At 46.6% G+C, this 15,571-nt stretch carries 13 protein-coding genes; 3 read left to right on the top strand and 10 right to left on the bottom strand.

The window, feature by feature from the left end:
- Nucleotides 1-18: 18 nt before the first annotated feature.
- From AB1K89_RS17850 to AB1K89_RS17875, 6 genes are all read right to left on the bottom strand, one after another.
- The gene (locus tag AB1K89_RS17850) at nt 19-1,527 is read right to left on the bottom strand and encodes a PH domain-containing protein (protein WP_413056031.1); all 1,509 of its coding nucleotides are present in this window, start codon (nt 1,525-1,527) and stop codon (nt 19-21) included.
- A complete protein-coding gene (locus AB1K89_RS17855; RefSeq protein ID WP_413056032.1) occupies nt 1,517-1,996 on the bottom strand; it encodes a PH domain-containing protein in 480 nt (159 codons plus the stop codon). The genes AB1K89_RS17850 and AB1K89_RS17855 overlap by 11 nt, the downstream gene beginning before the upstream one ends.
- Nucleotides 1,997-2,101: 105 nt before the next feature.
- A complete protein-coding gene (cshA, locus tag AB1K89_RS17860) occupies nt 2,102-3,586 on the bottom strand; it encodes a degradosome RNA helicase CshA (RefSeq protein WP_413056033.1) in 1,485 nt (494 codons plus the stop codon).
- Between the two features lie 356 nt (nt 3,587-3,942).
- On the bottom strand, nt 3,943-4,635 hold the full coding sequence (locus tag AB1K89_RS17865) for an alpha/beta hydrolase (RefSeq protein WP_413056034.1): 693 nt from the start codon (nt 4,633-4,635) through the stop codon (nt 3,943-3,945).
- Nucleotides 4,632-6,005 (bottom strand): UDP-N-acetylmuramoyl-tripeptide--D-alanyl-D-alanine ligase, encoded by a 1,374-nt coding sequence (locus AB1K89_RS17870; protein WP_413056035.1) that lies wholly within the window; start codon nt 6,003-6,005, stop codon nt 4,632-4,634. Before AB1K89_RS17870 ends, AB1K89_RS17865 begins: the two co-directional genes overlap by 4 nt.
- 12 nt (nt 6,006-6,017) lie before the next feature.
- Nucleotides 6,018-7,082: a D-alanine--D-alanine ligase gene (locus AB1K89_RS17875; protein WP_413056036.1), complete on the bottom strand. Its 1,065-nt coding sequence runs from the start codon at nt 7,080-7,082 to the stop codon at nt 6,018-6,020.
- A 318-nt stretch (nt 7,083-7,400) separates the two neighbouring features.
- Between AB1K89_RS17875 and AB1K89_RS17880 the strand changes: the two genes are divergently transcribed.
- Nucleotides 7,401-8,582, top strand: a complete 1,182-nt coding sequence (locus AB1K89_RS17880) for an FtsW/RodA/SpoVE family cell cycle protein (protein WP_413056037.1) — start codon at nt 7,401-7,403, stop codon at nt 8,580-8,582.
- 140 nt (nt 8,583-8,722) lie between these two features.
- On the opposite strand, the gene AB1K89_RS17885 is transcribed toward AB1K89_RS17880, so the two are convergent.
- Complete coding sequence (locus tag AB1K89_RS17885) at nt 8,723-8,863, bottom strand: Lmo0850 family protein (RefSeq protein WP_252504537.1); 141 nt, start codon at nt 8,861-8,863, stop codon at nt 8,723-8,725.
- Between the two features lie 435 nt (nt 8,864-9,298).
- On the opposite strand from AB1K89_RS17885, the gene AB1K89_RS17890 reads away from it, so the two are divergent.
- Complete coding sequence (locus AB1K89_RS17890; protein WP_413056038.1) at nt 9,299-10,462, top strand: MFS transporter; 1,164 nt, start codon at nt 9,299-9,301, stop codon at nt 10,460-10,462.
- Nucleotides 10,463-10,506: 44 nt separating this feature from the next.
- On the opposite strand, the gene AB1K89_RS17895 is transcribed toward AB1K89_RS17890, so the two are convergent.
- From AB1K89_RS17895 to AB1K89_RS17905, 3 genes are read right to left on the bottom strand one after another with little or no spacing between them, the layout of a single operon-like run.
- Nucleotides 10,507-11,346, bottom strand: a complete 840-nt coding sequence (locus AB1K89_RS17895) for a DUF2268 domain-containing putative Zn-dependent protease (protein WP_413056039.1) — start codon at nt 11,344-11,346, stop codon at nt 10,507-10,509.
- Between the two features lie 20 nt (nt 11,347-11,366).
- Complete coding sequence (locus tag AB1K89_RS17900; RefSeq protein ID WP_413056040.1) at nt 11,367-12,638, bottom strand: S41 family peptidase; 1,272 nt, start codon at nt 12,636-12,638, stop codon at nt 11,367-11,369.
- A gap of 15 nt (nt 12,639-12,653) precedes the next feature.
- The gene (locus AB1K89_RS17905) at nt 12,654-13,955 is read right to left on the bottom strand and encodes an MFS transporter (RefSeq protein WP_413056041.1); all 1,302 of its coding nucleotides are present in this window, start codon (nt 13,953-13,955) and stop codon (nt 12,654-12,656) included.
- A gap of 122 nt (nt 13,956-14,077) precedes the next feature.
- On the opposite strand from AB1K89_RS17905, the gene AB1K89_RS17910 reads away from it, so the two are divergent.
- Nucleotides 14,078-15,304 (top strand): helix-turn-helix domain-containing protein, encoded by a 1,227-nt coding sequence (locus AB1K89_RS17910; RefSeq protein WP_413056042.1) that lies wholly within the window; start codon nt 14,078-14,080, stop codon nt 15,302-15,304.
- Nucleotides 15,305-15,571 lie beyond the last annotated feature (267 nt).

Consider the following 15,571-nt stretch of genomic DNA (forward strand, 5'->3'; position numbering starts at 1 on the left):
GAACGCTCGCAGGCTTTTTTATTCATCAGTCGCAGACCATCCTTTTTCATACCAATCCAAAATCTTTTCCGCCTCTTCGACGTCCATATGGTGCACGTTTGCGTGAAAGACGCTCATGCCGGATTTAATATTGGCGATGACCGTCGCAACGCCCTTTCGTTTATGGAAATAGCTTTGTTTCATTTCCATCGACTGAATCCGTTTTTTCATCATATACGCTGTCTGCAAGCTGAATCCCCTGAACCGCATCGTCAATTGATTATCTATAATATCATACGCGGCAGAGCGGTGCTGCCACATGCCGAAAGCTATGATGACAGGAATGATTGCGAGCGAAAACAACCCGTACGGGAAAAAGAAGTATGTGAGCGCGCCGATGACCGGCACCATCCATACGAAGTCAATTCGATAATAAAACGGCCTGCCCTTTATCGTAAGCCTATTCGCAGGCTCCTCCAAATGCAGATCAGGGAAGATTTCCTCCAAATACGACTCCACCTTGTTCCTTTTCACGATTGGGAACAAATTGATTTTCGAGCTTTGGCCAATGCTTCCTCCGGCACTATGAATCGCTACTGAGGCATAGCCGAATAGCTTCCTGAACGGATTCTCAACGACTACGACACTTTGGATCCTCTTTAAAGGAACGGTCACTTTCTTCTTCTCCAACAAACCTCTCGTAATGACGATATCTTCCTTATCCAATTCAATTGTGAAATTAAAATGGGAAAGGAGCGTCATCCCGACAGAAAGTATCCAGACTCCAAGCAAGGCGAGAAATACAGCAATCGCTACGACTAACATACCGAACTTGATGAAGGCCGAAATCTCCTCAAACATCCATTCGAACGGAAGCAAGTCTCCAAACTGCGAAAGGAAGATCGCCACCCCCGACAAAATGACGCCTACGCCGCCCGAAGTCGTGGCAAGCACTAGAAGATCCTTTGTCGTCATTGTGAAGATCTTACGGAAATTCGAATGCTCTTCCAGCGGCATCTCTTCAATCGGATTCGCCGGTTCACCTTCCACAACCGACACTTCCCTCTGCCGTTTCTTTGCTTCCGCCATTTCGATCTCAACTCGTTTAGCGGCTTCTTTCGTAATCGCCGTCAATTCCCCTTCCGCTTGCTTCAAGGAGGAACTGCCCGCTGTCTCCACTTTCACTTTCACAAGCCCAAACGGACGATGGAAAATCCCCTCCGTATAATCCAAGCTTTGTATCCGATCGAATGGGATATACCGTTTCTTCTTCACGAATAAACCTGATTCAATTCGAAGCTCATCATCCTCAAACCAATACTCGAACCGCTTCCATTTGATAATTCCGCTTACAAATAAGCTAATGATCAATACACCGAAAATGATAAAGGACAAATAATCGACGTACCAGAGGCCTGTTCCGCCGCCTTTCCATCCATTCGCAAAAACCAAAACGACGAGCGGAAGAATTGCCTCTTTCAACGTTTTGAGCATTTCGATAACCGCAGTGATCCAATGCAGTTTATATCGTTGCTGTTCAGACATCATCTTCCGCCACCCTTGCAAGCACGGAAATCCTGCCGCGCAGTTCATCAGCTTCTTCCATGACCAACGCAGGGATCGTATGGACCGTAGCGGCTGTTGAAATCGAGATTTCCGCCAATCCGTATTTCCGCAAGATCGGTCCTTGCGATGTGTCGACGTGCTGGACACGCACCATCGGAATCAATGTCCTCTTCACGATGAAAAGCCCGTGCTGCAGTTCAATTTCCGATTCCCTCACTTCGTAGCGCCACCTCATCCATCTCACCTTCGGGAATAAAATGATGATGAAGTATGCGAACAGGAGGAGGACAACAGCTTCGAGCGGGTAGATCCACCGTGGCCATTCGAATATGTATACGAGCACACCGCCCCCGATGGCTACCAATGCGAGAATGATCGTTTGGATCCAGCCGTACAATCGCCACACTTTCAAACCTTTCGGAGAAATCCTGTTTGCTGGTTGAGCCCTCATTTCCACAACACCTCTTTCTATTCTTTTATTGTATACGTAGCGACACTGAAAATGTTTCAAAATAAAAACCCCGGGGATGAAGGTTCATCACTCCGGGGTAGGATATTATCTTTCCGATTTGCCTCTAGAACGGTCTCTGCGTGGGCCACCGTCACGGCTTCCTCGACGTGAACCGCCGCCTCCGCCGTAACCGCGTCCGCCGCCGTAAGAACGACCGCCGCCACGGCTGCCTTTGAAGCCGCCACGATCACGAGATCCTGTCTTACGGTTAGGCAATGGGCGCTCTTCCGTAATTTTGACAGGTGTATCATCTGGCTCTTTCGTCAACGATCTAATTGCAGCTGCAAGGATATCCTGCGCATCGTATTTTTCAAGAAGCTCAGATGCAAGTGCCTTATAGTCGTTCAATTCATTTTTCTCAACAATCTCCGATAGCTGCTCCATCGCAAGACGTTGTTGACCGATCAATGCCTCGTCTTCAGTCGGTGGCTGTAATGGAGTCATACGCTTCTTCGTCGTTTCCTCAACTGTACGAAGGTAGCCCATTTCACGCGGAGTGACGAATGTGATCGCCATACCGCTCTTGCCTGCACGACCTGTACGGCCGATACGGTGTACATAGCTTTCCGGATCTTGTGGAATATCGAAGTTGTAAACATGCGTCACACCTGAAATGTCCAATCCACGTGCTGCTACGTCTGTAGCGACAAGGATATCGATTTTATTATCTTTGAATTGGCGAAGAACCGACATACGCTTCGCTTGCGTCAAATCGCCATGGATTCCTTCAGCAAGGTAACCGCGGATGCTTAATGCATGTGAAAGCTCATCAACACGGCGCTTCGTACGTCCGAAGATGATCGCTAGTTCAGGTTGGTGAACGTTCAACAAACGTGAAAGGACATCGAACTTTTCTCTTTCTTGGGCTTTCACGAAGAATTGGTCAATGTTTTCGACTGTCATTTCTTTCGACTTGATTTTCACTATTTCCGGCTCTTTCATGAATGTTTCCGCAATCTTACGGATTGCTGGAGGCATTGTTGCAGAGAACAGAAGTGTTTGGCGTTCTGCCGGTACGGCTGCCAAAATCGTGTTGATGTCTTCGATGAAGCCCATGTTGAGCATTTCATCCGCTTCGTCAAGGACGAGCGTATTCACCTGGTTCAATTTCAAAGTTTTACGGTTGATATGGTCAAGAATACGTCCCGGAGTTCCAACAACAATTTGTGGATTATTGCGTAAAGCTCGAATTTGCCGACCAATTTCCTGGCCTCCGTACACAGTCAATACACGTGCGCGTTTGCCATATCCGATTTTATAGATTTCCTCGGATACTTGGATAGCCAATTCACGTGTTGGTGCAATGACTAATGCTTGTACTGCAGGATTGTTCACGTCGACTTTTTCGATGATCGGAATACCGAAAGCAGCAGTCTTACCTGTACCTGTCTGTGCTTGACCGATAACGTCCCGGCCTTCCATGCCGAATGTAATAGTACCTTCTTGGATCGGTGTTGCTTCTTCAAATCCCATGCGCAGTAGAGCATCTTGTGTGGATTCGCTAATATTAAGTTCTGAAAATTTCGTCAAACTTCTCAATCTCCTTTGGTTTCTTCATTTAGCAATTGGTTACATTTGCAAATGAAAGCACGGCAAATTCGAGCCTTAAACTTCTATGGGAACATTTCCGATATTTTTTATTCTCTGGAGTGGGCTAAAGTTCAGATTTGAACTTCATGAAATTCCTGAGGCTATAGTGAAAAGGAAAGCTGGTCTTTGCCGATCGGGTTATGCTCTAGGAATGTTCTCCGAGAGACGATTAACCGTTTTATTCAAAAAAAAGTACTCTTCACCACCGGAAGAGTCTCGTGTAAATGTATCCAATACTCATAGTAGTTTATCACGCTTGCCGGTCATCCGCAAACAATCCGCATTAAAAATAATAATCAGAATTCTAGGGAATCTTTCTTCATGAATTTATACACTTTTGGGAACCATTCATGGCTGTCATCGCTATAGCAAATGTGATGCTTTCCGTTTTCCGATACGATCAGCTGCTTTTGCACGGAGCCGAGCGAGCGCAGCAGATGCTCCCCTGTCGAAAATGGTACGATGCCGTCTTTCTTCCCTTGCACGACGCAGACCGGTGTCGTGATCTTTCCATAATACGGTTCCACCATTTTGACGACACGGACAAATTCCTTTGCAGCATGAAGCGGCGTATTACGTAATTTATAGTCGTATAAATGATAAAACGTGTTCGGTGGAAAATTCTTCGTCAATAACACCGCCGCATCCTCAAGAAGAAAGCGCGGACTAATATACTTCGCCGCCGCGCTGAGCAGGACGAGCTTCTCGACTTTGTACCGCAAGGCGAGGTACAGCGCAATGATGCCTCCCATCGAAAAGCCGACGATGATAATGCGGTCCACTTCCTTCCTCAATCGGTTGAGGGCTAGCTCCGCTTCCATCATCCAATTTTCCGCAGACACTTTGCTCAAATCGATTGGAAAGTCATGCCCCGGCAAAATCGGCACCGAAGTGACCCAGTCCGTCCTCTCCTCCACGTAACGAATGAAAGGACGGACTTCAAACGTCCCTCCGGTAAACCCATGGAGGAACAGGACACCTGTTTTCATGCTTGCAACACGCCATTCATGATCTTCTCGAGCGCCATTCCTCTCGACCCTTTCAACAAGACGATGGAATTCTTGTCAATGGAAGATAGAAGTGTCGCAATCAATGGATTATAATCGCTTTCCGACCAGATGACTTTTGTTTCATTCCCAGTGTTCAGAAGCTCTTCATAAAGCCATTTCATTCGCGGGCCATATAAAAGGATTCCCTTTAAGCTTATAGTGCCAAGCTGTCGGGAGATTGATTCATGGTAATGCCGTTCATTTTCGCCAAGTTCGAGCATATCTCCCAAAACAGCCCATTTGTCAGAACGGAGCTTCGTGTCCTGCAAGAACGCAAGTGCCGCCTGCATCGATGTCGGCGCCGCATTGTACGCGTCATTGATGAAGAGCGCGCCGTTATTGGCGACGACCGGCTGCATTCTCATATCCGTAAGCTTTGACTGACGGAGTGCCGCGTCGATCTGTTCGTTATTGAGACCGAGTTCGTGGGCAATCAAAATCGCAGCAAGGGAATTTTTCACTTGATGGGAACCAAAAACGGGAATTGTGAAGTTGCCATCGATGATTCCATTGACGTCAAAACGGCTTCCTTCATCCCCTGATTCCGTAGAGACGAGCGAAAGATCCGCAGTGTTGTCGTGGCCGAAAGAGACCGCTCTCAGCTCTGGATGTTCCGACACTAACGCATTCAATAACGGCTCGTCGCCATCATAGAAAAGAGTGCCGTCTTCCTGCAGCCCATCGATGATTTCGAATTTGGCCTTCGCAATCCCTTCGCGGGAACCGAGATCTTGCATATGCGCTTCACCGATATTCGTAATGACGACGTAATGTGGCTTCGCCAAATACGATAGGAAAGAAATTTCATTAAAACCGCTCATCCCCATTTCAAGGACGGCGACTTCCACATCTTCTTCCAACGAGAGAATCGTCAACGGCAACCCTAATTGATTATTAAAATTGCCTTCCGTCTTTTGCACTTTAAAATACGGCGACAGGACGCTTGCGATCAAATCTTTCGTCGATGTCTTGCCGTTCGAGCCGGTAATTCCGATAAATTTGCATGCTAGCTCTTCCCGATAAGCGCGAGCTAGATGCTGCAGCGCGAGTTCCGGGTCATCGACGAAAATTAGCGGGATATCGGAAGGCGCTCCTGGTTCATCTTTCATCCAGAGCGATGCCGCCGCCCCTTTTTCAATCGCTTGTCGGACGTACGTATGCCCATTCACCTGTTCGCCGCGGAACGGGATGAACAAATCACCCTCTTTAAGAGTGCGAGTGTCGATCGACACCCCGCTTACAAGTACATCGTCCATGAGCTGCCCTTCTGCTTGCAGCCACTCTGCCAGTACCGTCAATAAACGTTTCACAATCTATCACGCTCAATCCATTTTATATTGTAACTGTTGCTTTTCTTCATGCCGTTCAAGTGCCAGTTCAATGAGCCTGTCAATCAATTCCGGGTATGATGTACCTGTATTTTGCCATAGCAATGGGAACATGCTTGTCGGCGTGAAGCCCGGCATCGTATTGATTTCATTGATGAGCACTTCGTCCTGATCGGTCACAAAGAAGTCCGCCCGCACTAACCCAGCGCAATCGAGCACTTTGAATGCGCGGATCGCCATATCTTTCAATGTCGTTTCGACTTCATTCGTCACCGGCGCTGGAATAAGAAGTTCCGTATTGCCGTCCTGGTATTTCGCTTCGTAATCGTAAAAGGCCGCCACCGGTTTAATTTCCCCGAGAACGGAGCATGCCGGATCATCATTACCAAGTATGCCGACTTCGATTTCACGCGCAGTGACACCTTGCTCGACGATGATTTTCCGGTCGAATTTCAACGCAAATTCAACTGCAGCAATAAGGCTATCACGATCGGTCGCTTTGCTGATGCCGACGCTTGAACCTAAGTTCGCAGGCTTCACGAACATCGGAAACGTCAATTCCTTCTCCATTTTCCCGACCCAATGCTCTTGGTCCTTCTTCCATTGGTTGCGGATGAAATGGACATAAGGGACTTGCTTCAATCCCACTTGAGCGAAGAGCTGTTTCATGACTACTTTATCCATGCCCGCGGAAGAAGCGAGCACGCCGTTTCCTGCATAGGGAATGTTCATTACTTCGAACAGTCCTTGAACCGTTCCATCTTCCCCGTTCGTTCCGTGCAACAGAGGAAGGATGATGTCAGGCATCCCGTTTCCATTCAGAAAATCATGGATGCTGTCAGACTTTCCGCCAACGCGTTCCAATCGCAATTGCTCAATCGACTCGGCAGGCGCTGCGAGCGGCTCCCCTTTCCTCCACTCACCTTCATACGTTATATAGACAGGGATCACTTCATATTTATTAAAGTCAATTGCATTTGTTACCGCCGTGGCAGTTGATAGGGATACTTCGTGCTCCGCGGATTTCCCGCCATACACTAAACCCAATTTTTTCTTCATTAAACTCCCTCACTTACCTTAGATTTCGTTCCTTTAGTTTACCACGAAACGACATGCCCGTTCGTAAAATAGCATGATACGGAAGGACCTTTTTTGCTTCCCGGAAACTTCCTGCCTAGCAGGACGTCACTTTGAAGGATATGATAGTACATGTGTAGTAAGTTATACTATAGAAAGAAAATTCCTTTACTGTATTTGTATGCTCGGAAGGTAAATAGTTTAATATTGTCATATATAAAGTCCGTACAAACACTTCTTTTTCCGCTATAATGAAATGTGGTTTCTATACCAATCCAACTAACTGATAAGGTGAATTACATGAACATAGATAAAAAACCAGTGGATCGATTCGATTGGCCACTTGCATTCATCCTGCTCCTCTTTTTCACGATCAGCATCATCGCCATCGCATCTGCACAGACGACAGGACAATATAGTATAAACTTCATCCCATCCCAAATCCAATGGTATGTCGTCGGGGCAGCCATCATCGCCGTCACGATGTACTTGGAGCCGGAACAGTACAAGAAAGCGGCGTGGATCATCTATGGCGGCGGTATATTCATGCTGGCAGTGCTTTACATTTTGCCTGAAAGCTTGGAACTTGTACACCGCAGAAATGGCGCGAAAAGCTGGTTCCACTTGCCTGGTCTAGGGAGCATCCAACCAGCTGAGTTTATGAAGACGTTCTTCATCATCGGACTTGCACGCACGATTACGAAACACCATGAGCGATTTTTGGAAAAGACGTTGCAGACGGATTTCCTGTTGCTCGGCAAAATATTCGCCGTCTTCATCATTCCGTTTTTATTCATCATGCTGCAGCCGGATTTAGGGACAGGCCTCGTCTTCATCGCCATCACCACCGCTTTGGTCATCGTGGCGGGCATCACATGGCGGATCATCCTTCCCATTTTCGTCGGGATTGCGTCTTTAGGGCTGACAGTTCTTTGGATGGCCTTGTACGCGCAAGACTTCTTGGCGAAACTCGGCGTCAAGCCTTATCAGCTTGAACGAATTTACTCATGGCTCGATCCGTATTCGTATGCGTCGAATGAAGGACGGCACCTCATCACATCCTTGAACGCCATCGGGTCAGGGGAAATATTCGGGAAAGGGTTCAAAGGGCGGGAAGTGTACGTCGCCGAGAGCCATACCGACTTCATTTTCAGTGTCATCGGGGAAGACTGGGGATTCATCGGTGCGAGCCTCGTCATTTGCCTTTACTTCTTCCTGATCTATCATATGACGAAAATCACGCTTGAATTAAAGGATCCATTCAGCACATATATTTGCGCAGGCATCATCGCAATGATTACATTCCACGTGTTCGAAAACATCGGCATGACGATCCAACTATTGCCGATAACAGGGATTCCCCTGCCATTCATCAGCTACGGGGGCAGTTCATTGATGGGCAACATGCTCGCCATCGGCCTCGTCTTCAGCATGAAGTTCCATCATAGAACGTACATGTTTAGTTCTGACGAAGATGAATAAACAACAAGATCCAAATACGCATAAATTGATTAACTCACGCATAAACCGCTGCAAAAGCGCATAAATCACTTTATTCGCGCATAACACGTTTCAAATACGCAAAAAAAATCTCCCGCATGCAAATATGCGGGAGTTTTTCATTATGACTGTATTTGCGGGTCATTAGAAGGTGGCGCGAGGGCTTTCAGCATTTCCATCCGGGATTTCGTTGCTGTTGCCGAAACACCCAACTTCGCCAAGTTGGAGATGATTTTTTTCAAATCAACTTTTTCTTTCGCCATTATTCCACCTCGACCTTTCTATATGTTGTTGACGTATCATCCATTGGAAAGTTTCATCATTGAAATGAAATTCATGCCAATTTTCATCTATACACATCATACCACTCCTGTCCACTTTTAAATCTTTCAATTATGTTACAAATTGTTCGCCTTTTGTAAATGCTTTATACACTAAGGAAAATAAAAGATTGCAATCCAGGTCGTTTATGCGTATTACGGGGGATTTATGCGGCTTTGGGCGGCTTTATGCGTACCTGGAGGGAATTATGCGTGAAAATCATGAGTTATGATCATTTGTAACGGTTTATGAGTGATTTTGCGAATTTTATGCGTTTCTGCGTGTTGAAGAGGCTGCCATTAATCCATTTCCTTTGTCAGCATACGAGCGGGAGAGTAAAATGATTGTATTGATGTTTACTGAAAGCAGGTACATACATGAAAAAATCAATCTTACTGTTAATGTCGGTACAATTTTTCGTATATCTCGGATTTGGCATCATCATTCCCGTTTTGCCGGAAGTGATTGTGCAGCAGGGGCTTTCTGAAATTCACGTCGGCGGATTGCTCACAGTCTACTCGCTCGCTTCCTTCTTCACCGCGCCGCTATGGGGTTCTTTATCGGACAGGACGGGACGGAAGAAACTGATCATGGTCGGCCTCATCGGTTTCAGCCTGAGCTTTTTCCTGTTCTCCTTCTTCATTGACAACCTTACGATGCTCTACCTATCCCGTGTCGTCGGGGGGATTTTCTCAGGGGCGTTGTATACGGCGGTTACAGGATTTGTCGGTGATATGACGACCGAGGAAAATCGGAATAAATATATGGGCTTGCTTGGCATGTCGATCGGGCTCGGATTCATTTTCGGACCAGCGATTGGCGGGGTGCTAGGCGATATTAGCCTGCAAACTCCATTTATTGCATCCGGTGTATTGACGTTGCTTCTTCTTGTCTACGCGGGAATTATCTTGAAAGAGCCTGAGCGTCTCGGCGAGGCGAATAAACGCGCACTTCTTCCGAAAGGCAGTGCGATGCTTTGGCAATACCGGATTCGGAATTTGTTCCTACTTTCCTTCATGGTGACGTTGATCTTAGCGGGAATCGAATCCACATTCCAACTGTTCCAGATTTCCGCCATTGAAATCACACCTTTGCAAATCGGCTATTTATTCATGGCGGTCGGCTTTGTCGATGCAGCTATTCAAGGCGGTGTCGTGCGTCGGGTGAAAAACGGGTCGGAAACGAAGTGGATTTTAGGCGGCCAAATCATTACTGCCATCGGATTGATTTTAATACCGTTCACGGGCAGCCTATTTTGGGCAGGCGTTGCACTCAGCATCTTCACGGCAGGAAACGCGCTTTCGCGGACAATCCTCGTTTCATTGACATCGAAGGAATCCGGTGGAAAGTACGGCACAGCAGCTGGCATGACGTATTCCATGGACAATATGGGCCGCATCATCGGGCCGCTGTTATTCACATGGCTCTTCACTAGGATGACAGGCGAGATCTACTATATTTCCGCAGCACTTGCGGTCCTTTCTATCGTCTTCATCTTCACGTATCGAAAATCGTCCAAAACATTGCGATCCGCACACTAAAAAGCGAAGTCCTCCGACTCTTCGGATTGGACTTCGCTTTTCATTTAGGACGTCACCAACAGACGCTCCATATTTTCCCTCGCCAATTCCGGCATCTCCTCTTCCGGGATAGCCGCAATTTCTTTGAATGAAACCCCGTCATTCAACAACAGTTCCACTAGTACCCACCCCGCATAATAAGCTTCGCGTTCAAGTCCCGTTTCACCCGAACCGAAAGTGAACTTCATAACGGCTTCCGCCGAAGAATCTTCCAAGTAAGGGAGGATCCCTTCCAGAATTTCAGATTTCTTTGCAGCCGTTGCTTCCAACCATCCTTCTTTATGCTCCGTGTAATCTTCATCCGCATGCCCAGGAACTACAGCTTTACTTACATGCATTGCAAGCCCCTCCTGAAAAACTGTTGACCCAATTGTCCGCTCCCACGCCATCGAAAGATTCGCAGTCTTCGCGTGGACGATGTGGGTCAATTCATGCGCCAAGACAATATCCGAAAGCCCCTTCTCAACCGGAAGGCATACTGCAAGCCCACCATCGCCAGTCGGTGCTACAAAAGGGTTCTCATCAAATGCTCCTACAAAATAAAGGAAGGTTATTGAAACATCCTCTTCGCAGCCTAACACATCCTTCACTTTCTGCAGTACTTCTTCAATCCCCTTTTCATCTGGCCTCCATGTCTCTAGCGTGGGGATGACGTCCGCGTACTGACTCCAAGCCGCTTCCAGCATTTCGCGCGCCATCTTTAGCCCTTCATCCCCGGGAGGCACCGCGGCGAAACCATAGTGCTCCTTCCATAAATCCCATCGCGCATCAGCGTCCGACGCTTGTGCCTTCTCGTAAAAGGCCAAAAACTTCGGGACAAGATTTATCACCTTAATCTTATCCAACAAACTCCTCCCCCTTTGTGTTAATTTACTTCCACTTCACTATTTCTCGACAAGAGCTCAAAAGCCTTCTTTACATCCAAATCTTTTCCAATATGCTCAGGCGTCCAAGGGATATGGATATGCGGCGTGATGCCGACGCCCGTCATCCCCTCCCCTTTGTCAATCCGGGACAGGCGCGATGACGGATACATGAGCTCGAACCCTTCATCCCACTTCATACTTATTAAATTAGCGTAATCATTCAGTCCCATCGTCGCTCTGCCGACGACCGTCACTTTGCTCGATTTCTTCACAAGTTCCACGAATGAATCTCCCGAACTGCCGCAATAGACATCCGTCAATACGATGATCCTCGACGGATGTTTCGTCCCTTTAACGAATGTATCGCTTTCCATATTGCCAAAATCAAATTCCACAAACCCTTTCCCTCGATTGCGCTCCCATTCCCGCATGAATATAGTCAAAACCTGACGCACATGCTCTTCATCCGTTCCCTCGATCATCTCTCCCAATTCAGGCAAAACACGATCCGTGCTCGCTTCCGTGCAATTTATAAGCATCTTTTCTCCGGAACCCGCAAGCTCAACACCCTCTTCAGGCATCAAATAAGGAAACAAAGGATAGAAGCTGGAATCACTTCCCCCATAATTTACTCGCACATCGATAACCCACTTATCCGTCGTCTCAAGAAGCTCTTTATTCTCTTCAACCATTTTCGCGATGGCATCCGGGTTTCCAAAATCGGTCATTGTAATGAAAACTGCATCTTGCCTCTTCTCAACGGAATACGTCGGAACATAAGGCTTTTTATCATATAAATTTAAAGTGAATTTCTTCTTCCCATGCCCATCCTCCACTTCACCGTCCGGATAGAGCATAATAATCGGCGTCCAATTTTCCCGCTCAGAATGGTTTTCATTCAACCGTCTATGATGCAACTCCTTTAATTCATGGATACTTTTCCCGCCTAGTGAAACGATGCTCATCCCGGGTTCCAACCGCTCCTCCGAAGATACTTCCGTGACGTACAACCGATCTTCGTATCGTCTCACTTTGAAGCCGCGGTCTTTTGGCTTCTCATTGTCCGCGTTTTCCATAATGAAGTGGATATGTTTATCATTGAAATCGAGCAAGTACTCTTCAACAATTTCCTTGAATTCCTTTTTCAACAGATGATCATTCCCTTTAATCATCTCTAGGAAGTGCTCCGGTCTGTCACACCCTCTTTTATCGTTGCAACCCGCATAGTCGTTCTGCATGATATGAACAATTTCTTTGAAAATCTTCTCCATTCCTACACCCCTCTTTTATAGTTCTGATACGGTTTTCGCTTTCACTGCTTTCCGCTCTTCAAGATCCGGGTGCGCCTTTCGTACAACAGACGGCCTTGCTAACACGAGAACGACTCCGATCAATAATAGACTGGATACAATGAGGATCCACTGTGCCGGTAAAACATCATACAAGAACCCGTATAAAACCATCCCTAGCGGCATAAGCGCCATTGCCATCGTTTCGAGAATGGAAAAGACGCGTCCCTTGAAATCGTCATCAATCATCTTTTGCATCATGACCATCAACGGTGTATTGACGATAATTTGTATTAACCCGAAGCCAAACATGAGCATTGCATAGTAGGCAAACATCCATGAGTACGGCATGGCGAGGATAAGCGGAAATGCTACTCCACTCATAAGTAGAGCCATTCCGATGATGCCCCGCTTTCCAACTAAAAGTGGGAATTTCACTTCTTTCCGCATTGATAAGTAAAGCGACATGAGCAGCATCCCTACTGCTAATGCTCCATCAATGAGGCCAAAATGCTCCGGCGCCATCTTCAATTTTTCGATGAGGATGAAAGAGTGGCCGACCATGAACGCACCGAATAGGAAGTTGATGAATAATGAAATCCAAATGATTGCCATGATGACCGGCTGCAGCTTCAAATAGGAAAGTCCCGCTTTCATACTTTGAAGCATCGACTCTTTCGGCTCTCCTTCTACAACTTCTTTCCTTCTTGCGAATAGCTTGAAATTCATCGTCGATTCAAGAAGTACCGCAAGCGTCGACGCTGACATGTACATAATAAGGAACACCGGCATTGTGACGGTTCCATATAACACGCCTGCAATTGCCGGACTGCCAATCGCTGCAAATGAAATCGACATTTGGTTAAGGGACATCGCCTTTTGAATTCGTGCCTCATCGACAAGTCCTGTTATCGATGAACTGAATGTCACCCCTGAAAACGTAGAAGTAACAGCCAAAACTGCTGTCGTAATGTAAATAGCAACAAGCGAAATGCCCGAAGTCAAACTGACAGTAAGAAGCCCCCCAATCGCCACCGTAGATGCAATCTGTGCCGTTATGACAATCGCCTTTCGTGAATATCGGTCCGCCACATAACCCGCAAATGGCGCAACAAGAGTACGCGGCAAAATGCTGCATATCAGGTTCGTCGCAAAGCTTGTCGCAGACCCTGTCAATTGCAAAATATAAAAACTTACAGCAAAAGCGTATACTTGCGCGCCGAACGATGCAATAAGCTTACTAATTGTGAACGTCCAAAGGTGGTACGTGGCTCTTTTCAATTTGATGGCCTCACTCAAAATAGTCACTCCATTCAGTAAGTTTAATTTTATTAAACAAATAATACCACGCTCCCTCTTCCATTACAAGAGAAAGTTTAATATAATTAAACTATATGCTATATGTTGAAAGGAGTGTTCCTATGAATACGTTAGGCGAACGGATCAGGACGTTGCGAAAACAGAAGAAGTTGACATTGGAAGCATTAGCGGGAGACCAGCTGACAAAAGGAATGCTCAGTTTAATTGAAAACAATAAAGCGAATCCATCGATGGAGAGTTTATCGTATATCGCCGAACGGCTTGGCGTAGAATCTGCAGAGCTATTGGAGGAGACGGACCGGCAGGAATTGCGGGACGTGTTGAAAACCGCTGAGCAACTGTTCAGTGTAGGATTTGATAAACTGACGGATGAACACGAACAAATCCTCTCTCTAATCGAACCTTATGTGGAGAAATTGGCACAAGGCTATGAAGCAGCAAGGCTTTTGGATATTTATAGCCGTACCCTTTACTACGAAAAGAAGGATGGGTGGCAAGAACTTTTAGAAAAGGCGGCAGACATTTACGATCAACTGAATATTATTCAACGCTTTGGATCAGTCGGTATATTCCGGTCTACAGTTAAATTTTCTGAACATCATTACGATGAAGCCCTTGCCGTTCTATTGAAGGAGCGTTCCGAAACAGAAGCACGAAATGGATTTATCGATCCGCTCACCCGTCTTGACTTTGATTATTTTGAGGCGATACTTCATTATGCAGTAGGCAATGCAGATGAGGCGATTCGTGTCATGAATGAAGGGATTGAATTTTCGAAAGAAAAGCAGGTTTTCTATCGCATTGATCATTTGTACCGCTTGGCGATATTCCAAGCAATGATGAACGACGATGTGGAAGCAATGGACTATTATGAGAGAAAGCTATCGCTCTATGGTGAGTTTGCGGATGATGAAGAAGCGGTTCTTTTTGCTAAATATACAAAGGTCCATTACTTAACCTCGTATAAGAGAGCATATCAGGACGCATGGGAACTTATTAATGCGTATTATGTTGAATACGATCTCAACAAAACGCAATCCCCTTATCTCTTTATGGAAAAAGGCAAAGCACTATATGGACTAGGCAAATATGAAGAGGCGCTTTCATGCTTTGACCAAGTCGTGATTGCAGATTATATACACCATCCATTCGACCTATCCATCTTTTACGAAAAGGATGCATACGCGGCGCTATGCCATCTAGCCTCAGGGAATGAAGCGGAAGCTCTCCGTTGCATTGACATAGCGGTGAAAAACATTTCCACCATGCCACGAACGCCGTATAAGGATTTTATTATGGAGACGTATGAATTGATTCATGGTCAATAAGACTGGGGGCAGCCCGGAAAGTCAGTGAGAACCAGCTTTCTGCGGCAGCCCTTTTATTTTCGCTCTATTACAACGTTCGCTTTGGACGCGAGACACCTCGCTTTGAGCTCGGAACCATTCGCTTTGAGCTCAGAACCACCCGCTTTGAGCGCGAAACCACCCACTTTGAGCGCAGAACCACTCGCTTTGAGCGCGGAACCTCTCGCTTTGAGCGCGGAACCTCTCGCTTTGGGCGCGGAACCTCTCGCTTTGGGCGCGGAACCTCTC

The sequence above is a fragment of the Sporosarcina pasadenensis genome, from assembly GCF_047228845.1.
Lineage (GTDB): Bacteria > Bacillota > Bacilli > Bacillales_A > Planococcaceae > Sporosarcina.